Source organism: Candidatus Ornithobacterium hominis, assembly GCF_951229915.1.
Taxonomy (GTDB): Bacteria; Bacteroidota; Bacteroidia; order Flavobacteriales; family Weeksellaceae; genus Ornithobacterium; species Ornithobacterium hominis.
This window is the reverse complement of sequence record NZ_OX579588.1, coordinates 97,543-117,289: the sequence shown is the minus strand read 5'-3', so window position 1 is coordinate 117,289 and position 19,747 is coordinate 97,543. Positions and strand designations below refer to the sequence as shown.

General features: G+C 36.6%; 15 protein-coding genes. 6 read left to right on the top strand and 9 right to left on the bottom strand.

Annotated elements, in window-relative coordinates; all coding sequences use genetic code 11:
• Positions 1-27: 27 nt before the first annotated feature.
• On the bottom strand, positions 28-627 hold the full coding sequence (pncA, locus tag QOX03_RS00520) for a bifunctional nicotinamidase/pyrazinamidase (RefSeq protein ID WP_283671061.1): 600 nt from the start codon (positions 625-627) through the stop codon (positions 28-30).
• Entirely contained in the window at positions 627-1,943 is a 1,317-nt protein-coding gene (gene rseP, locus QOX03_RS00515; protein ID WP_283671060.1) for an RIP metalloprotease RseP, read from the bottom strand. Before rseP ends, pncA begins: the two co-directional genes overlap by 1 nt.
• A 148-nt stretch (positions 1,944-2,091) precedes the next feature.
• Here rseP and QOX03_RS00510 point away from each other — a divergent pair, with 148 nt between their 5' ends.
• Positions 2,092-2,325, top strand: coding sequence for a FeoA family protein (locus QOX03_RS00510; protein ID WP_283671059.1), 234 nt, complete (start codon positions 2,092-2,094; stop codon positions 2,323-2,325).
• A 3-nt stretch (positions 2,326-2,328) separates the two neighbouring features.
• The gene (gene feoB, locus QOX03_RS00505; protein ID WP_283671058.1) at positions 2,329-4,416 is read left to right on the top strand and encodes a ferrous iron transport protein B; all 2,088 of its coding nucleotides are present in this window, start codon (positions 2,329-2,331) and stop codon (positions 4,414-4,416) included.
• Positions 4,417-4,662: 246 nt separating this feature from the next.
• On the opposite strand, the gene QOX03_RS00500 is transcribed toward feoB, so the two are convergent.
• The 4 genes from QOX03_RS00500 to QOX03_RS00485 form a co-directional block, all read right to left on the bottom strand.
• Positions 4,663-5,223, bottom strand: a complete 561-nt coding sequence (locus QOX03_RS00500; protein WP_119057215.1) for a DNA-3-methyladenine glycosylase I — start codon at positions 5,221-5,223, stop codon at positions 4,663-4,665.
• 4 nt (positions 5,224-5,227) lie between these two features.
• Entirely contained in the window at positions 5,228-5,833 is a 606-nt protein-coding gene (locus tag QOX03_RS00495) for a DUF4230 domain-containing protein (RefSeq protein ID WP_283671057.1), read from the bottom strand.
• Positions 5,833-6,399, bottom strand: a complete 567-nt coding sequence (locus QOX03_RS00490; RefSeq protein WP_283671056.1) for a thioredoxin family protein — start codon at positions 6,397-6,399, stop codon at positions 5,833-5,835. The genes QOX03_RS00495 and QOX03_RS00490 overlap by 1 nt, the downstream gene beginning before the upstream one ends.
• Before the next feature lie 135 nt (positions 6,400-6,534).
• Positions 6,535-8,223, bottom strand: coding sequence for a putative transporter (locus tag QOX03_RS00485; protein WP_283671055.1), 1,689 nt, complete (start codon positions 8,221-8,223; stop codon positions 6,535-6,537).
• 241 nt (positions 8,224-8,464) lie between these two features.
• Here QOX03_RS00485 and QOX03_RS00480 point away from each other — a divergent pair, with 241 nt between their 5' ends.
• Genes QOX03_RS00480 through QOX03_RS00465 form a run of 4 tightly spaced genes read left to right on the top strand, consistent with a single transcriptional unit; the run spans position 8,465 to position 15,152 of the window.
• Entirely contained in the window at positions 8,465-9,070 is a 606-nt protein-coding gene (locus QOX03_RS00480; protein WP_283671054.1) for a TetR/AcrR family transcriptional regulator, read from the top strand.
• Positions 9,067-10,374: a TolC family protein gene (locus QOX03_RS00475; RefSeq protein WP_283671053.1), complete on the top strand. Its 1,308-nt coding sequence runs from the start codon at positions 9,067-9,069 to the stop codon at positions 10,372-10,374. The genes QOX03_RS00480 and QOX03_RS00475 overlap by 4 nt, the downstream gene beginning before the upstream one ends.
• 19 nt (positions 10,375-10,393) lie before the next feature.
• On the top strand, positions 10,394-11,632 hold the full coding sequence (locus QOX03_RS00470; RefSeq protein ID WP_283671052.1) for an efflux RND transporter periplasmic adaptor subunit: 1,239 nt from the start codon (positions 10,394-10,396) through the stop codon (positions 11,630-11,632).
• A 1-nt stretch (position 11,633) separates the two neighbouring features.
• A complete protein-coding gene (locus tag QOX03_RS00465) occupies positions 11,634-15,152 on the top strand; it encodes an efflux RND transporter permease subunit (RefSeq protein ID WP_283671051.1) in 3,519 nt (1,172 codons plus the stop codon).
• Between the two features lie 615 nt (positions 15,153-15,767).
• Here QOX03_RS00465 and QOX03_RS00460 read toward each other — a convergent pair.
• From QOX03_RS00460 to QOX03_RS00450, 3 genes are all read right to left on the bottom strand, one after another.
• Positions 15,768-16,211, bottom strand: a complete 444-nt coding sequence (locus QOX03_RS00460; protein WP_283671050.1) for a thioredoxin family protein — start codon at positions 16,209-16,211, stop codon at positions 15,768-15,770.
• A 64-nt stretch (positions 16,212-16,275) separates the two neighbouring features.
• On the bottom strand, positions 16,276-18,216 hold the full coding sequence (locus QOX03_RS00455; protein WP_283671049.1) for a peptide MFS transporter: 1,941 nt from the start codon (positions 18,214-18,216) through the stop codon (positions 16,276-16,278).
• 23 nt (positions 18,217-18,239) lie between these two features.
• Positions 18,240-19,730 carry an MFS transporter gene (locus QOX03_RS00450; protein WP_283671048.1) on the bottom strand — a complete coding sequence of 497 codons (1,491 nt, stop codon included), beginning with the start codon at positions 19,728-19,730 and terminating at the stop codon, positions 18,240-18,242.
• Positions 19,731-19,747: the final 17 nt, after the last annotated feature.

Below are 19,747 nucleotides of genomic sequence, written 5' to 3'. Positions count from 1 at the left end.
TAACTAATCAGCAAAACAAATAAATATTTAACTTTCCACCAAGTTAAACCTCTCTTTTTTTAATAAAACTGATAATTGTCTTTTATAATTATCCGTATTAATTTCCTTTGTCCCTTGACTGTGTAGATTCACTTCAAAACCTTCGTCCAAAGCATCTAAAATGGTATAATAAACACAAAAATCGGCTGCCAAACCTACTACGTCTATACTCATCACGTTTTGTGCTTTTAGGTATTCGGCCAAATGGGTAGATTTCTGATGGTGATTGTCGTAAAAAGCCGAATAACTATCGACTTCAGGGTTCATACCTTTTCTAAAAATGGCTGCCACTTGAGGAATTTCTAAAGCCTTAGAAAATTCTGCTCCTTCTGTTCCTTGCACACAATGGTCTGGCCAGAGGATTTCTGTATTTCCTTGCCATGCTATGCTTTCAAAAGCTTTTTTACCCACATGCTGAGATGCAAAACTTTTGTGCTGCCGTGGGTGCCAGTCTTGTGTGGCTACAACCAAATCATAATCACTCACTATGCGATTGATGTACGGTATGATTTCATCACCTCCAGCAACTGCTAAAGCTCCGCCAGGCAAAAAATCATTCTGAATATCAATGATTAATAGGGTTTTCATTAATTGAAAATTAGATTGTAAATGTCATTCCCGAAGATGAAAATCATCAGGCCGATTAAAATCACAGCTCCTACCATTTGCATGATTTCCATAAATTTATCACTTGGTTTGTGCCCCGTAACCATTTCATAAATGGTAAATAGTGCGTGCCCGCCATCTAAACCCGGAATTGGCAAAATATTGACAAAAGCCAACCATGCCGAGAGTAGAGCTGTAAATGACCAAAAGAAAGTCCAATCCCAAGTTGTTGGCATGGCTCGTGCAATGCCAATCGGGCCAGATAAATATTTGGTCGCTTCTCCTTCCAATTTCCAAAGCATCCCGATGGATTGCACTTGGCTGGTAATCGTAGCAAAAGTTTTTTCTACGCCTTTGCCAATGGATTCAAAGAAGTTGAATTCTCTGATGTCAATAATATTATCCATTTTCATTGCTGGGGAAAATCCGATTTTACCCTCTGCATTTACTCGAATATCTACTGTTTTTGATTGATTCCCACTTTCTACCTGCAGTTGAATATTCTGATTTTTGTGTGTAGAAATTTCTTTTACAACACCACTCCATCCGTTGACAGGTTTTCCATTAATTGCTTTTATTACATTACCTTTAGCTAAATCAGATTTTGATGCAGGTAAATTCGGTAAAATTGAATCAACAAAGATCTGAACGTTTGGCGTAAAATACTGTCCTTTAGCTTCCAGCATCTCCACTTGGTCTTGCTTTTTGATGGGCAGATGCACTATTTCATTACCTCTCTTCACTTCCAATGTTCCGCCGTCGATCAAAGCTTTCATGCTAATTTTTGCTAAGTCATCATATCTCTCTCCATTCACCCCCACGGGAGTATCACCAGGCAGCATGCCCAAATCTAGCTGAGCGCTATCTACTACCACTCCATTTTCTAATTTATTAACGTTTACAAAGTTTTCTCCATTCGTAAAAGTTAGAATCGAAAAAATAAGAATGGCTAAAATTAAATTGACAAAAATCCCCGCCAACATGATGATTAACCGCTGCCATGCTGGCTTAGAACGGAACTCCCAAGGTTGTGGGGGAGATTTCATTTGTTCCTTGTCCATGCTCTCGTCTATCATCCCAGCAATCTTCACATACCCGCCGAGCGGCAACCAGCCAATCCCATAAACGGTGTCTCCGATTTTTTTCTTAAACAGCGCAAATGAAACGTCAAAAAACAAAAAAAAACGCTCTACTTTGGTCTTAAAAAATCTTGCCGCAGCAAAATGACCTCCCTCGTGTAAAATAACTATAATCGACAATATAAGAATCAGCTGTATAGCCTTAATCAATCCGTCCATAAAATTCAGAAATGTATTTAAACCTGCAAAAGTAGTAATTTTATAAAAATTTTTTTAAGGCTTAAAAAATTTATGTTCAAAATCCGTTCAAAAAAACATAATTTAGATTAAATTAAAATTACTATATTTGTAATTAAAGTAAAACGTATTGTCACATTTATCTGATTTAAAAAAAGGCGAAAAAGCAAGAATTATTGGCTTCACGACAGACAATATTCCTGCTAAGTTAATGGAATTAGGTTTGATGCCAGGTGCAGAAGTGGAGTATAAATGTGCTGCTCCGTTCAATGGCCCGATTTGCATCAAACTTTGCCAAAACCACTGTAAACTTGCCCTTAGAAAATCAGAAGCGCAGCAATTGTTGATAGAAAAAGTAATCTAAATCATGGCGCCAAAAATAGCACTGATTGGAAACCCCAATGTAGGGAAATCTACTCTATTTAATTACATCACTGGTCTAAAACAAAGAGTCGGGAATTACCCTGGCACCACGGTAGAAAAACGAATAGCCAAAATTAAAGTTAAGGGCAAAGATTTCACTATTTATGACTTCCCAGGAACCTATTCATTATACCCTAAATCGGCTGATGAGGAGATTGTTTTTGATGTTTTAAGCCAACCTCAACACCCTGATTTTCCTGATAAAGTTGTGGTAATTGGTAGCCCGAGTAACCTGAAACGAAGTTTGGTTCTTTATCAGCAAGTGAGAGATATGGGATTGCCTGTGATTTTTGCCCTCAACATGGTAGACCAAGCTGCGGCAAAGAATATTAAAATTCAAGAAAAAGAGATTGAGCTTTTCACTGGAGAAAAATTAATTCAAACCGCTGCACGTAGCGGGAAAGGTGTTGATGAGCTTTTGGCTAGATTCTCAAGGGATTTCCCCGTTTTTCAAGAAAATTATGAAATTCCAGCCAATTATGCTCCTGCTGTTCAGGAAATTAAAGGAAAATTAAATTTAACCCGAGATTATATCGCTTGGCAAATTTTAGCCCAAGGGAGAAATTCTTTTTTAGCAGTTCAAGATTTTAGTTTTCTAAAAACTTTGCAGGAAAAACATAAAATTATCTCTGCTCGACTGCAAGTAAAGGAAACTATTGATAGAAACGAGCTCCTTGACCCTATTGTCAATAAATCTATTATCTCGCCCAAAAGTGACAAACCAGATTTGAATGAAAAATTAGATCAAATTTTTACACACCCCGTCCTAGGTTATGTCATCTTTTTTTGTATTTTAATTTTAGCATTTCAAGCCATTTATTCTTGGGCCGAACTCCCAATGAATTACATCGATGGGCTTTTTGCTTTCTTCCAAAATGAAATCGGAACATTATTAGGTGATAGCCCCTTAGCTCAGCTAATTTCCAATGGATTAATCCCTGGCATTGGGGGTGTAGTCATCTTCATTCCACAAATCTTTATCTTAATTTTATTTCTTTTAATTTTGGAAGAATCGGGCTACATGAGCCGAGTGGTTTTCTTGATGGATAAATGGATGAAACCATTTGGCCTAAGCGGAAAATCAGTGGTACCATTGATGTCTGGTGCAGCCTGTGCCATCCCAGGAATCATGGCAGCCCGTAATATCGAAAACACAAAAGAACGACTCATTACGATTTTGGTAACACCTTTTATGACGTGCTCAGCTCGGTTGCCAATCTACGCCATTTTAATTGCTCTGGTAATACCTAAAACCAAAATTGGTTTTTTTAACCTGCAAGGTTTAGTTTTGATGGGACTTTATTTGCTTGGTATCATTGCAGCTTTGCTTTTTGCTTTTGTTTTGAAAAAAAGGATTTCTTCACCTTACAAAAGTTACTTGGTCATGGAAATGCCTGACTATAAAATCCCTCACTGGAAGAATATTTGGCTAGGGCTAATTGAAAAAGTCTCTGCATTTGTCTTCGGTGCAGGTAAAATAATTTTATCAGTCAGTATACTTCTATGGGCAATGGGCTCTTGGGGATTTTCCGAAACTTATCAAAACGCTGAACAAATTGTTGAGGTTCAAGCAACTCAAAATGCTTGGAACGAAACTGAGAAAGAACATCACTTAGAGTCTTTAAAATTAGAACATTCTCTGCTAGGGAATATAGGGCATTTTATAGAGCCTTTTTTTAAACCATTGGGTTACGATTGGAAAATCAGCATTGGCGTTTTATCTTCTTTCACGGCTCGTGAGGTTTTTGTAGGGACAATGGCTACAATTTACAGTTTGGGCTCAGAAACTGAGGATGAAAACACCATTATTCAGCGGATGAAAGCAGAAAAACGCCCTGATGGAACGCCCGTTTTCTCTTTAGCAACAGGTGTTTCACTCATGGTCTTTTATGCTTTTGCCATGCAATGCCTCAGCACCTTGGCAATTGTACAAAGAGAAACACGCACCTGGAAATGGCCACTAACCCAGTTTGTAATGATGTCTTCTTTTGCTTATCTTATGGCTTATTTAAGCTATCAATTTTTTAGTTAATTAGCTCCTCTTAAAAACAAGAAAAACATTGATACTCAAAAAACTGAATCGCTAAAAAAGTTGTTCAACATTTCAAGAAGTCGTGGGATACAATATCAATATAACGCCTGCAACTATGGGGCATTTAACTCGATAATGAATAAATAGAAATCATTCTTTTAACACTTTCTATCAAAATCTTATTCTCATATTATTCTCAACTTTGAAAAGTCAATTTGAAGAGATATTTTTAAAAGCATGGAATAACTACTCTGGTGAGTAGCAAAAACAAGATGAGATGTGGTCGTTTACAATTCCTGTAGCCTGCAAAAAAGCATAAACCGTTGTGCTCCCCACAAATTTAAATCCTCTTTTTTTTAAGGCTTTAGAAATTTCATCAGAAAGCGGCGTATTTGCAGGAATTTCATCTCCCCTCTCCCAATGATTTTTGACAACTTCCCCTTCGGTGAAACCCCAAATAAATTTAGAGAAACTACCAAATTCACTTTGAATTTCAATGAATTTTTGAGCATTGTTGATTGCTGCTCTGATTTTCCCTTCGTGGCGAATAATACCTTTGTTTTGCATCAACTCGCTCACTTTTTCTTCAGAATAATGAGCTATTTTTTCATAATCAAACGCATCAAAAGCCTGCCTGAAATGCTCTCTTTTTTTCAAAATAGTCAACCAATTCAACCCCGCTTGGAAACATTCTAGCACCAAAAACTCAAAAAACGTATGCTCATCTTTTACTGGGACGCCCCACTCGTGGTCATGATATTGAATGTACAAGGCGTCTTCCGTTACCCAATGGCATCTTTTTTTCAAGGGTTTAAAATTTTATTCGATTTTCTAAAGGCTTAGAAAATTTAGTATTATTTTCAACCTCCCAGCCGTAAATTTTAGCTAATAAATAAATCTCTTCTAAGTTTTCAAACAACTGCTCTTGAGCTTGTCTGCTCAGTTCAGTATAGTCAATTTTCTTCTCCACAGCCAAGATAGCACGTTTTTTTATGGCATTTAGTTCTTCTTTACTAAACTGATTGAGCTTGCTCTGTTTCATTTCAAAAAAATCAACATCGGGAAAAGTTTCTAGCTTCAAATCAGGAATTTCATTAATGATGATTTTCTGATTGATTGAATCCATTTCAATCTTCATTGCCGATAAATCATAGCTTGCCTGCACACGCAAATCAACTTTCAAAAGCAAATTCTTATCAAAAGAAATTAAATTCCCCAAGTAAGAATTACTGCTTTTGTGCGAGTAAAAATTGGCATAATTTTGCTCAGCAACCACCAATTTATTCAGTCGCTGAATCCCATAAGCGATGGTAGAAGAAGCTTCTGCCACGTTTTGCTTTTTTTGATTCCCAAAAATAAAGTAAGCCACGCCAACGCCGATAAGGAATATGATAATATATTTAATGTAACGTATCATCAGTCTGCGTAATGAGGTGTTTGCGGATTCCCGTTTACGATGTCTTGAATATCTTGCTCGAGTGAATGGATAGGGCTCTCGACGATACGTGCAACCTCTTTCCCGTTTTGATGAAAAATAAATGTAGGAACGTGCGTGATTTTTTTACCTTTTTCTGCTTCTAGCCCCGTTTCTTTCTTTCGATTAACGGCGTAGAGTTTCACCTTTTTGGCGGGATAATCGGCCGTTTCAAGAATTTTGAAAAAAGCAGGAACTTCGCGGTGGCTGTCTGTACACCAAGTGCCCATAAAGACTTCAATATCATATTTTTTTAAAGCCTTTTTAAAATTTTGAATCAAGTCTTCATTCAGCTCGTGGTAGCGGTGATTTTCGGCATACCAAGGCGCAAAATCTTTTAATTGCTCTTTTGAAACCTGCCCGACAAGCATTCCATCGATTTCTTTTGAAGTAAATTTGTGCGCTTGTTTTTGTGTTTTTTTGACTGATTGGCAATTCCAAAGAGAAAAAGTGACAAGGGCTAAAGTAAGCGAGGCGAGAGAAAATCGCAGAAATTTATTTTTTTTCATAAGGCTTAAAAAATCTTTGTTCAATTGAAGATTTCAAATTTAATTCCAAATTTATGAATTAGAAAAAAATAGAAACCCTCGATGAAAAAAATTTATCGAGGTTTTGTTGGTGAATTTTTTAAGGCTTAAAAAAATTTAAGCAAATAAAAGCACTAGCATACTCGCCGTGACGATACGGGCGATGGTCACCAGCGGATAAATCTGTGCATAACTTTGTATCGGGATATCACTGTCTAGATAATTGGTGCTAAAAGAAAGTGCCGCTGGGTCGGTATAAGCGCCGCTCATGATTCCTGCCAGCTGCAAGAAGTTGATTTTTAGGAAAAATCGACCTACGATGACCATGGTGAACAGCGGAATCAATGTGATGGCAGAACCGTAGAGTAGGAAAGTCCAGCCGTTGAATTCGATAAAGTTGTCATAGAAACCATCGCCTGCATGCACTCCTACCGCAGCAAAAAATAGTGCGATACCTAAATCTTTCATGAAGTGAATGGCGCCATTGTTAATATAAGAATGAATAAATTTAATGCCTCCGTAGCGGGAAATGAGTAACGCAACAATCAGCGGACCAGCGGCGAAGCCTAATTTTAAAGGAACGGGTAAGCTTGGGATGGCTATTGGGATAGAGCCTAAAACGATTCCTAAGAATAATCCTCCAAAGAGTGATAAAAAGTCAGGTTCTACTAATTTTTTCTCTTGATTGCCGATGATTTTACCTGCTTCGTTGATGGCATCTTCTTTCCCGATGACTTTCAAAACATCGCCGTAATAAAGCTCTAAACTTGGGCGAGGTAAAATTTCTCTTCCTGCACGGAAGACGCGCGTGATTTTCAAATCATACGTATTGTAAAGGTCAAGTTGAGAAAGCTTTTTGTGAACTGCTTTGGGATTGGTCACGTATATTTTTTTGTCAACAATTTCAGAGTCACTTTCAATGAAAGAATCAGAAGAAAGACGTCCAACTTTTTGGATGAAATTACTTAAATCCTCTTCTTTCCCCTCAAGCATCAAAACATCTCGGAGGCTTAGTTTTGTGTCGAGCATCGGGGCTACAACTTCTTTTTGCCCACTACGCTTGATGCGAGAAACAATAATTCCTTCGCCAAATTCTTTTTGTAAATCTTCAATGCTTTTGCCCAAGTAAGCCTCGTTGGTTACCCTCATTTTTCTAGGAATCAAAGGATTCTCACAATTGATTTTTGACATTCTAAAGAGACGCATCTCTTTTACGGTTTCAATTTTTAGTAATACTTTCACTAAGATAATACTGCCGATAATACCAAAAACGCCCAGTGGGTAAGTAATAGCATAGCCAATCGCAGGGTCGTCAAAAGTTCGGTCTGGGAAAGAATCTTTAAGCTCCGCTATCGTGTTTTTAGCGGCTCCGAGCCCAGGCGTATTGGTGACAGACCCACTCATGATTCCCACCATGTTTTCAATAGAAAGTCCAGTGGTAAGGTATAGAATATAAGTGATTATACCAGATAAAAATACGGTAGAAACGGCCAAAATATTAAATTTTAAACCTTCACTTTTAAATGAAGAAAAGAAAGATGGCCCTACCTGAATACCAATTCCATAGACGAAAAGAATCAAACCAAAATCTCGGATGAAATCTAAAATGGATTCTTCTATCCGATAGCCCAAATGCCCCAAAAATAGACCAGTGAACATAACGGCAGAAATTCCAAATGTAATTTTACCAAATTTTAATCGACCTAAGAAAACGCCAGTGCCTATGGCCAGCATGATGGTGATGAGCGATTGCCCGATAGAGGGATTTTCTACAGGGAATAGCAGTGAGATTAGCCAATCAAACATTCTTTTTATTTTAATGAATTCAAGTGCAAATTTAGGTGAAGTTTGTGCAAGAATATATTAAAATAAGCTGAATTATGTTATGAAAATTTAATTTTCATTTCAGTATAAATTTTTTAAAGGCTTAGAAAAAATGAGATGATGTAAAATTTGAGTGACGAATAAGATAATTTTAACCATAGAACTTAAAAACTTTTTTGGTTTCTTGAGTTTTCAACCTATATTTGCAATCGATTTTATAAAAATGAATAAAGAAATTATAGTCAAAGAATCGGCAAGAATGTTTTATGAAGCAGGGTTTAAGACGGTGACAATGGATAACGTTGCAAACCAACTGGCTATTTCTAAAAAAACGCTTTATGAAGTTTTTGGGAGTAAAGAACAGTTGATTTCAGAAGTTTTGGAAGATGAGTTTGAAGCGATTCAAAATCAATTTCAGCAGATTCAAGCGCAGGATTTGAGTGCGATAGAGGAGCTAATGTTGCTGAGAAAGTATATCGCTCAAAAATTTAATGGCAGACAGTACCAAGCGTGTACATTCCAATTGCAGCGGTATTATGGGCAACTGTACCGAAAGATTTTTATTGCTCAAAATCATAAAATCGTTGAAGAATTAGCTCAAAATTTCCAAAAAGGATTGATGCAAAACATTTACCGAAAGGAAGTTGTGCCACGTGTTTATGCTAAGCTTTTTTTGGAACTTCAAAATTCAATTAAAACTGGTTTGGAATTGAACAAAGAGGTGGATGCGCAGTATAGTTTTGCTGATATTCATTCAGATATTTTCATAAGAGGGATTTTATCTTCGAAGGGCTTAGAAAAATATAAACAATTAATTCAAGACAAATGATAAAAACATTGAAAATCGTTTTTTTACTGATATTTTCAGTTCATTTTGCGCAAGAAAAACCTTTAAGGTTTTCTTTGCAGGAAGCCATTGATTATACATTAACGCATAATTATGATTTGCTTATAGCCGCCAATAATATTGAAAAAGCTCAAAAGAAAATATGGGAAAACACGGCCATCGGGTTACCACAAATTAACGGGAATGTAGATTATAATTATAACATAAATCGCCCGTTAATCTTCTTGGGTGATACGTTAAAATTTGAAGCTGGGCAGCAAAAGACTTTAGCTGCCAACGTTCAGGCATCTCAATTACTGTTCAGTGGCTCTTATCTTGTGGGGTTGCAATCTGCAAAGGCTTTTAAGCAAATTTCTGTCATGAGTAAAGAAAAAGCAGAATCGGAATTAAAGCAAGCCGTTATAAATGCTTATGCTGCGGTAATTATTGCTGGCGAAAATTTAAAGATTTTAGAAAAAAACGTGAAAACAGGTGAAAAAAATCTTCATGATATCAAAGAAATCTATAAAGCTGGTCTAGGAGAGGAACAAGCCGTAGACCAAATGAGCTATAATCTGTTGAGTTTGAAGTCAGCAAAAGATTATGCGACAAGACAAAGGGAAAACGCATTGAATTCTTTAAAGTTCATTATGGGGCTGAATCAAAATAAAGCTGCCGTTCTTACGACTTCACTAGAAGAAATCATTCAAGAAGACTTAATAGAAATTCATGAGAATAAAGGTTTTAACCTGAAAAATCACATCGATTATCGTTTGGCAAAGCATCAAGTAACGCTCAATGAGCTGCAAGTAAAACACCAAAAATCAATGGCTTTGCCAACGCTCAGCACCTTTTTGCAACATTCCCATAATTGGTCTACCAATGATGCGAGCCTTTTCAATGGGTTTGGAAATCATTATCCTTCTACCATCTGGGGGCTAAGATTAGAAGTTCCTATTTTTAGTTCATTGCAAAGAAGGGCTAAAACACAACAGGCTAAATTTGAATTGGAAAACGCAGAAATTGAGCGAACTAAAACGGAGCAAAAACTTATACAAGAGGTTAAAAATGCTTATTTGAATTATGAAAATGCATTGGAACGCTACCAAATCAATCGCCAAAGAGTGGAGCTGACAAGAAAAATATTCGGAAAAGAACAAATTAAATATTTTGAAGGTTTGTCTTCTAATATGGATTTGACTAATACTGAATTTCAAATGTATGAGGCAGAAAACGAATACATTTCATCAGCCCTAGAGTTAATTACAACTAAAACAGCACTATACCAAGCTTTAGGAAAATACTAGATAAATCAAAATCAAAAAAATGAAAAAAATAGCCATCATATTTTTAGCCATCTTTGCAATGTCTTGTAAAAATAAGCAGGAAAAATCTTTAGATGAATTAATGAACAGCAAAGATATTAATGCTTTAAAAATTAAACAAACGAACCTTCAAGAGCAATCTGATAGCTTGCAGAACTTAGCGGCAAGAATTGCTGAAAAGATTGCAGAATTGGACCCCCAAGCATCTAAATTAGTGAAGTTTCAAATAGCAAAAGACACGTTATATAATCACTTTATAAAACTACAAGCCAATATTGAAACAGACCAAGATGTGAGTGTGACTCCTGAATTTGGTGGTGTTTTGAGGCTTTTGGTGAAAGAGGGACAATATGTGCGAAGCGGGCAACTCATTGCTACGATTTCAGACGGTGGCTTGAGCGAGCAAGTCAATCAAGCTAAAATTCAAGTAGACCAAGCAAAAGCTCAATTGCAACAGGCTGAGATTCAGAGGGATTTGGCGAAAACCACTTTTGAGAAACAACAAAGTCTTTGGAATCAAAAAATTGGTTCTGAAATGCAGTTCCTACAAGCAAAAACGAATTATGAAACGACTCAAAAACAAGTCTTAGCCGCTAAGCAACAAGTCTCAGCTGCTCAGCGTGGTGTTTCTGGCGCTGAATCACAATTGGCGAAAACTAGACTCAAGGCTCCATTCAGTGGAAGAGTAGAACGAGTTATTACACAAAACGGGCAAGCTGTGGCTCCAGGCACGCCAATCATTCGTTTGGTGAACCCCGCTGGTGTGAAAGCCGTAGCCAATGTCCCTGAAAATTATTTAACTGCTATTCAGGTAGGAACAAAGGCTATTATTCATTTACCTTCTATTGATAAAACCTTAGAATCTCAAGTTCGCTTAGTAAGCTCTTCGATTAACCCTGCTAACCGAACTTTTCAAGTGCAAGTTCCTGTGCCAGATAAAGATGGTTTGGTGAAACCAAACTTGAATGCAGAATTGCAATTAAATGACTACACAGCAGAAAAAGCGATTGTAGTAGCTGAAACCGTTATCTATGAGGACGCTCAAGGTAAATTTGTTTATGTAGCAGAAAATGTAAATGGTAAAGAAGGTCTCGCAAAAAAATATTATGTAGAAACTGGAGAGGTTTCTAACGGAATGATTGAAATTATTTCTGGCATCAGCGATGGGCAAATATTAATCACAGAAGCTCCTGCTAAATTGAAAGAAGGAGATAAAGTCGAATTATCAAACGTAAAATAATATGAATCTGAACAATCCAGTCCCAGTGGAACAGGAATCAGACAAAAGTTTCTCGATTTCCACATGGGCGATTCAAAATAAAATCACGGTTTATGTGATTATCGCCATCATTACTATTGGCGGGCTCTTAGCTTTTACTTCGATGCCGAGAGAATCTTTCCCTGAGGTAATTGAAAATAAAGTGTACATTTCTTCTGTATACCCTGGGAATACAGCAGAAGATGTAGAAAAATTCATCACCGAACCTATTGAAGAGGAGCTGAGAGGGGTTTCTGGAATCAAAGATATTCAGTCAATCTCATTCAATGATTATGGAATGACTATCGTTGAATTTTCTGACGATGTAACTTTAGAGGAAGCTAAAAATGATGTGAAAGACAAAGTAGACATGGTAAAAGCTGATGCTAATTGGCCTACGATGGATACTGGAGCAAAAGTAGAGCCGAATGTTTTTGATCTAAATATCGCTGAAGAATTCCCCATTGCAAACATAAATATCACAGGAAATTACACACTACAGCAACTGAAAGATTTTGCCGAAAAACTTCAAGATGATTTTGAGTCCTTACAAGCCATCAAGGAAGCGCCGATTCGTGGCGTGAACGACAAAGAAGTAGAGGTAGCGCTAGATGTGTATAAAATGGCTGCTGCGCAAGTTAGCTTTAATGATATTGCACAGTCTATTTCTGGCGACAACAAAACAATTTCTGGTGGGAATATCATCAATCAAGATCAGCGGTTAAACATTCGTGTAGTAGGTGAGATTATATCTCCTGATGATTTGAAATTAATTGCCGTGAAAGAAACTGGTGGAGTCACTTATCTAGGTGATATTGCCGAAATCAATTTTAGAGAAAAAGATAAAACCACTTACGCCCGCGAATCTGGTGAGCCTGTAATTATGATGGACATCAAAAAACGGAGTGGCGAGAACATGATTGATGCAGTGAATGAGGTACAGGCATTAATAGACCATGCCAAAATGGACTATCTACCTGCAGACGTGAAAGTTACAGTTACCAACAATCAAGCTCCTAAGACAGAAAATCAAGTCAAAGATTTAATTAATAATATCGTTTTTGGGGTAATTTTGGTTGTGGGCGTATTATTATTTTTCTTAGGCTTAAGAAATGCCAGCTTTGTAGGGATGGCGATACCTCTTTCTATGCTGATGTCTCTGATGGTTCTGAACTTCATGGGCGTAAGTTTAAATACCATGGTGCTTTTTGGCCTAGTAATGGGGCTTGGGATGTTGGTAGACAACGGAATCGTAGTTGTAGAAAACGTCTATACATTAATGAACTCTGGCTATTCCAGAAAAGAAGCCGCAAAGCAAGGTGTGGGCGAAATCGCTTGGCCAATTATTGCCTCTACAGCAACCACGTTGGCCGCCTTTTTCCCCTTAGCTTTGTGGCCAGGCACCATGGGTAAATTTATGATGGTTTTCCCGATGACACTTTCAGTAGTACTAGGTTCGTCCTTATTTGTAGCATTGATTATCAATTCCATGATGACTTCAGAATTTATGCACACCGAAGCCGAAGATAAATCAGAGCCAAATAAAAGAAAAATGATTATTTCTACAGCCATTTTAGGCGGGTTGGGCATTCTTTTAGTCCTTTCAGGTTATGTTTTTAATGTCACAATTCTTCGAATTTTTGGGAACTTAGGTATTTTCTTCGCTATCATGATTTGGGTGTATGAATATATATTATACCCACAGAGTATTTGGTTTCAAGAGAAAGGATTACCTTGGTTAGAAGACAAATACCGTGATTTTTTGCATTGGGCTTTAAAGCGTAAAAACCCCGTTTGGCTCATGGTAGGAATGCTGCTCTTATTTATTTTAAGCATTTTTTTGTTGGGAGTAACACAACCTAAAGTTTTATTTTTCCCAGAGAACGACCCCAATCAAATCATGGTCTATGTAGAATACCCCGAGGGAACCGATATTGAAAAAACCAATCAGCTCACCAAAGAAATTGAAGCTCAGGTAGCTGAAGTGGTAGATGATTATGTTGTGAAAAAAGATGGAGAAGACTACAACTTCATGGTGGAATCAAATGTCTCTCAAGTAGGTGAAGGAGCTGGAAATCCGCAAACAGATGCTGGGTCTTCAGCTGAAATTCCACACAAAGGGAAAATCACTCTGTCTTTGAGAGAATATAAATTCAGACACGGAGTAGATAGTAATGAAGTCTTAGAAAAAATCCGTAAAGCCGTTCGCGGGCATGCAGGAGCCTCTGTGACGGTGGAAAAAAATGAAGTGGGGCCGCCCGCTGGTTACCCAATAAATTTAGAAATTCGAGGTAAAGACTACCAAGCAATGATGGACGAAGCCGAAAAAATGCTTGTATTTATTGAGCAATCTGGCGTGCAAGGACTGGAAGAATTGAAAATAGATATCTCCAGAGATATTCCAGAGATGAAAGTAGAAGTTAACCGTCAGTTAGCTGGTTCCATGGGAGTTACAAACCAAATGGTAGGCGGAACTTTGCGTCAGTCAATCTATGGCTACGAAGTTTCTCGCTACCGCCCTGCTGGAGACGATGACGATTACCCGATTAATATTCGATTAAACAAAAAACAACGTTATGATGAGAATATCGTGTTTAATCAGCCTTTGACGTTTAGAAATCCAAATAATGGGCAAATTATGCAAATTCCCATTTCTGCCATTGTTACAAAAACCCCAGAAAAGCAATTCAATAAAATCAAAAGACAAGATTTTGAACGCACAATTACGATTTATTCCAATGTCTTGGGAGGGTACAACCCAACAGAAACTGTAAATAAAATCAAAGAAAAATTAACGCATGCGGGGTATACACTTCCTAAAGGAATGAGCTATAAATTCACAGGAGAACAGGAAAAACAGGCAGAAAACATGAATTTCTTGATGACCGCACTTCTAATTGCCATTGCTGGAATTGTATTGATTATCGTCACACAATTTAACTCAATTTCTAAACCTTTTATCATCATGCTAACGGTATTGCTAAGCTTTATTGGTGTATTTTTAGGCCTGATTGTGAGTGGTGATGATTTTGTGATTATGATGACTATGATGGGAATTATTTCATTGGCAGGAATTGTGGTAAACAACGCCATTGTCTTGATTGATTTCACGCAATTGCTTATCAATCGAAAGAAAAAACGATTGAACATTCCAGAAAATGTAATGTTGCCGATTGCTGACATGAAAGATTCCATCGTGAATGGTGGAGCATCACGCCTGCGGCCAGTTCTTTTAACGGCCATTACCACAGTTTTAGGCTTGGTTCCATTAGCCACTGGGTTAAACATTGACTTTGAAGGTTTACTAAGCAATTACAATCCAGATATTTACATGGGCGGAGATAACGTCTTGTTCTGGGGGCCATTGGCGAAAACAGTCATCTATGGGTTGGTTTTTGCAACTTTTTTAACCTTGGTGGTCGTTCCCGTATTACAATATCTAATTAATCGATTGAAATTTAGAGTTCGCTATGGTAAAAATGCAGAGAAATACCCGAACTAATTTTTTTTAAGGCTTAAAAAATCCGTAGAGGAATCTGCGGATTTTTTTTTCATTAATTGATTATTTGAAAAAAAATAGACTTTTGATAATTAAAAAAACATAAAATATTATGAATAATAAATAAAAAGCTTTAGAAATTAACGCCATCAAGCAAAAAGCATAAAGGGAAGTGGATTTTGAGGATTTTCTAAGCCTTAAAAAAAATCAAGATTTTTTTGTTGATTTTGGAGTACAACCACAACCTTTTTCACAAGAACTCTTTCCTGGTTTTAGTAAGGGTAGAAGTAACTTTCGAAATAAGTAAACCAAAGCGATAAGAATTAAAATTCCAACGAAAATATATTGCAAAATCATAATTAGCTTCATTAAAAGTTTTCTTTAATTATATTCAAAATTGAAATTAATGTGAATAAAATTTTTGAAGTTGATGTAGATAAAGCGTGAAAAAATGCTTTTTATTTACCCTATTCTTGTCAAATTAAATGCCATATTTGAATAATTTGATGTGAATGTTTTTTTAAATTAATTCTATTCCTTTTCCCTATTCTTTTTCCAAAAATGAATGATTTTGCTTGTTTCACAAGCTTGCTAATTGAAAAATTATGGTTTGAAAATCTATAATTGCTGTAATAATTGCTCTGGAGTAAAGTAGCCGTTGAGCGTATTGAGGATTTTGCCATCAGATGATAAAATAACCATTGATGGAAATGCGGTTTTGCCTTGTAACAAATGGTAAGCCAATAGATTAATCCCAGAGCGGCCTGATTTGATGAATTTAAAATCTTGCCCTCTAAAGTTGATGATGTCTTTGTGCTCGGCGTCTAATTTTACGGGAATATAGTTTTCTGAAATGTGCTTTACTACGTTAGTGTCTTTGAAGGTTTTAGCGTCTAATTTAGCACACCAGCCACACCAGTCGGTATAGATGTCGATGAACATCGGTTTGTTGGGGTTTTCTTTTTGAGCTTTTTCTGCTTGTTCAATGGTAAGCCAGTTGATTTCTTGAGCTTTAATTTGTATTGAAATGAATAATAATATGATAAGGGGTAGTATTCTCATTATTTAATAATTTTTACAAATTTAATTTTTAAAGCTTTAAAAAAAAATAGTTTGGGAATTTTTATTACTTCACTCCGTGCATTAATCTTTTTAGCACTGGGTGTAATAGTAATGCCAAAATTCCTATAATTACTGGAATAAAAGTGAAAATCAAGAAAAAAGTAGAAATATCATATTTATTGGTGATATCATCTATCATTTCGCCTAATTTACCAGAAGTTTTGTTGCCAATGGCTAATGCCAAATACCAAACTCCAAACATAAAAGAAATCATGCGTGCTGGTACTAATTTGCTTACATATGACAAGCCAACTGGTTGCACACATAATTCACCTAAGGTATGAAGTAAATAAGCCATAATCAGCCATATAAAACTCACTGATGCTGTTTTTGCTCCCTGTGGTATGTCCCTAGAACCGAAGGCCAAAAAGGCAAACCCTGCCCCTAATAAAAATAAACCAATTGCGTATTTGCCTGCAAGCGATGGGTTGTATTTGCTCTCCCACCATTTAGACATCAGCGGGGCAAAAAGAATGATGAAAAGTGAATTTAAAATTAAAAACCACGTGGCTGGAATCTCAATTTCGTTGTCTTTCTTTTGAATGACTTGGGCGGTGAGAATTTGTGGTAGTTCGGTTACTTTTTCATTATCAATGAGTTTAAAGTTTTTGTTATTTTTGTCTACATCTACTACATAAACTTCTTGCCCATTGCTTAAATCTTGTGTGGTTCTGATGACGGTGTTTTCTGTATTGGGAATGGAAATTTCATAGGAAAAGGTATTGAATCCGTAATAAATTTTCCAAAAAATAAGTCCCCAAATGATGATGAAACAAAAAGTCAAAATCAGATTGGAGGCTAAATAATTTTGGTACGTTTTTCTGAATAAAAGGTATAAAACATAAGAAATAATCGCTACTGGGACAACGGTAATGATGATGTCTAAAATATTGAAAATATAAGCTGCATTGCCAGATAATACTCGATTGGTGTAATCTTTGGCAAAAATACTCATAGAGCCTCCTGCTTGTTCAAAACAGGCCCAAAAGAAAATAATAAAGAATGCAATAAATATAATAGCAAACATCCGATCTCGAGTAACTTTGCCGTAACGTAGAGTCCTTATGATGAGGAGGATGGTAAAAATAATTAAGGCTGTAATGATGATATGACTGGAGAAGTCATTCCCGCCAAATTCTAACAGATTGTAATCCGTAATTTTACTTAGTGGGTCATTGATTACCCACGTAAGACCCGTTATGGCAACGAAACTGATTAAAATTTTGTCGATGAAAGTGAAGGGGTTTCTACTCTCTAAAATTTTTATATGATTTTCATCTTCTACTTCATTATCATGTTCAGTTGGTTTTAGACCGACTTCTCCAAAAATTTGATGTGCTAAAATAAATTGCAATAAGCCGAGAAGCATAAAAATACCAGCCAGACCAAAGCCCCAAGACCAACCTAAATTTTCGCCCAAATAACCGCAAAGCATGATACCTAAAAAAGCTCCAGCATTCACGCCCATGTAGAATATGGTGTATGCCCCATCTTTTTTCTCTGGATGTTTTTCGTATAAAACAGAGATAAATGAAGTCATATTTGGTTTAAAAAAACCTGTACCAATGACCAATAAGAATAAGCCTAAATACAGAAAAACTTTGTGCGTTTCTATTGCCATGGCTGCATGACCCAAAGTCATAATTACTGCACCAATGATGATGGCTTTTCGATAACCCAAATATTTATCGGCCAATTGCCCACCAATAATAGGCGTTAAATACAATAAGGCTAAATAAGTTCCATACAGTGCTAGGGCATTTTCTCGTGGCCAATCCCAGCCGCCAATACCTACTGCACTGACCAAGAATAGAACCAAGAGAGCTCGCATCCCGTAGAAAGAGAAGCGTTCCCACATTTCTGTAAAAAACAATACAAACAATCCTGCAGGGTGTCCTAAGATTTGACTTTCTTTACTGAAAAATGAATGATTTGTATTACTCATATTTTTTTAAGGCTTAAAAAAAATTAAACTTCAGTATTAAGTGTGTCTCTTTTTTCTTTTGGTCTGATGACTACACGGTCATAAATACTCAAAGCAACAATCGTTATTAAGCCAATTCCCACAATTACATACCAGATTTTATTTGGGCTGTAATTGTCCCATAGCATTTGTGTAACTTCCCAGTGATTCATTCCCAGTTTTTGTTCTGCCATGGCATAATATTCGTTTTTGGTAAAACTGTCTGAAACTTCTGGCATTGCAATATTTCTTTTGGCTAATTCTTTCTGAAGTAAACCAAACTTGTCTGACCACGCTTCGTAAAGATTTCCAGAAATAAATTGGGTTAAAAAATTCCCTGCTGCGACGGGGAGAAAATATGTTCCTTGGTATAAAGCTTCTTTTCCTTTCGGAGAAATTAATGCGATGAATGATGAAAAGGTAGGGTTGGTCGCCATCTCACCGATGGCGAAAATTACGGTTCCCACGATGGTGAACATTACATTATTGGTATAAAAAGTTAAGCCGATACCAATGGCTGCAATTAAAAATCCACGAATCATAGCGCTTACATGGCGCATTTTGGTTACAAAAAATGAAACCCCCATTTGTAAAAACACAATCATTAAAGCATCTATATTGGTAAACCATTCAGCTTTGATTTGTCCATTTTCTGTTAATGTTTTGCCTAAAAAAGGTAAATTTTGGTTTATCCAATCACTGATATTTGCAGAATTAACCCAATCGGTAATGAAATTGGGTAAGGTATAAAACAACTGGTTGAACATCGTCCAGAAACCAATCATCAGTATCAATAAAACCGTGAGGCGGGTATCTTTTAAGGCTTCCCAAATTTTATTGAGAGAATTTGTAATTTCCTTCCCGATGGGTTCTTTCTCATATTTCTCTCTCTCAGGTTCTTTAAAGAAAATCCAAAGTACTATTAGATTAATAGCGATGACCACGGCCGCTTGAATGAAAATAATTTTCCAGCCAAACGTAGTTCTCAGATAAGAAGAAGAAGCTGGCCCGATGAATCCACCGATATTCACCATCATATAAAAAATCCCAAAGCCTAGAGTCCCGTTGGATTTATTGGTAGATTTTGTGACAATTCCAGATGCTACTGGTTTGAAAAATGCCGCGCCCAAAGCTACTAAAAGGAATACCAAATACATGCCCCAGTAGGTGTCTACAGTACCCATGAGGTAGTAACCTAAAATCATGGTTAAATAAGCGATAGTAAGTGAAATTTTATACCCAATTCTATCTGCAATGACTCCAAAAAAGAGTGGTAAAAAATACAAAATAGCTGTGATTTGCCCCATGATGCTTCCTTTCTGAATGTGACTAAAACCTAAGCCCCCTTCATCTTTACTTGCAACAAGATACAAGGCTAGTAGGGTGAAGACTCCATACCAAGCCCAACGCTCCATAAGCTCCATGAAACTGGCTACCCAAAAAGTAGGGTTGAACGATTTCACCGTTTCGCTGAATGATTTTTTATTCTCTGTCATAAATCTATTTATAATTA

Coding starts and splice junctions, on each gene's coding strand:
- pncA (WP_283671061.1), bottom strand. CDS start 627: ATGAAAACCCTATTAATCATTGATATTCAGAATGATTTTTTGCCTGGC.
- rseP (WP_283671060.1), bottom strand. CDS start 1,943: ATGGACGGATTGATTAAGGCTATACAGCTGATTCTTATATTGTCGATT.
- feoB (WP_283671058.1), top strand. CDS start 2,329: ATGGCGCCAAAAATAGCACTGATTGGAAACCCCAATGTAGGGAAATCT.
- QOX03_RS00495 (WP_283671057.1), bottom strand. CDS start 5,833: ATGATACGTTACATTAAATATATTATCATATTCCTTATCGGCGTTGGC.
- QOX03_RS00490 (WP_283671056.1), bottom strand. CDS start 6,399: ATGAAAAAAAATAAATTTCTGCGATTTTCTCTCGCCTCGCTTACTTTA.
- QOX03_RS00485 (WP_283671055.1), bottom strand. CDS start 8,223: ATGTTTGATTGGCTAATCTCACTGCTATTCCCTGTAGAAAATCCCTCT.
- QOX03_RS00480 (WP_283671054.1), top strand. CDS start 8,465: ATGAATAAAGAAATTATAGTCAAAGAATCGGCAAGAATGTTTTATGAA.
- QOX03_RS00475 (WP_283671053.1), top strand. CDS start 9,067: ATGATAAAAACATTGAAAATCGTTTTTTTACTGATATTTTCAGTTCAT.
- QOX03_RS00470 (WP_283671052.1), top strand. CDS start 10,394: ATGAAAAAAATAGCCATCATATTTTTAGCCATCTTTGCAATGTCTTGT.
- QOX03_RS00465 (WP_283671051.1), top strand. CDS start 11,634: ATGAATCTGAACAATCCAGTCCCAGTGGAACAGGAATCAGACAAAAGT.
- QOX03_RS00460 (WP_283671050.1), bottom strand. CDS start 16,211: ATGAGAATACTACCCCTTATCATATTATTATTCATTTCAATACAAATT.
- QOX03_RS00455 (WP_283671049.1), bottom strand. CDS start 18,216: ATGAGTAATACAAATCATTCATTTTTCAGTAAAGAAAGTCAAATCTTA.
- QOX03_RS00450 (WP_283671048.1), bottom strand. CDS start 19,730: ATGACAGAGAATAAAAAATCATTCAGCGAAACGGTGAAATCGTTCAAC.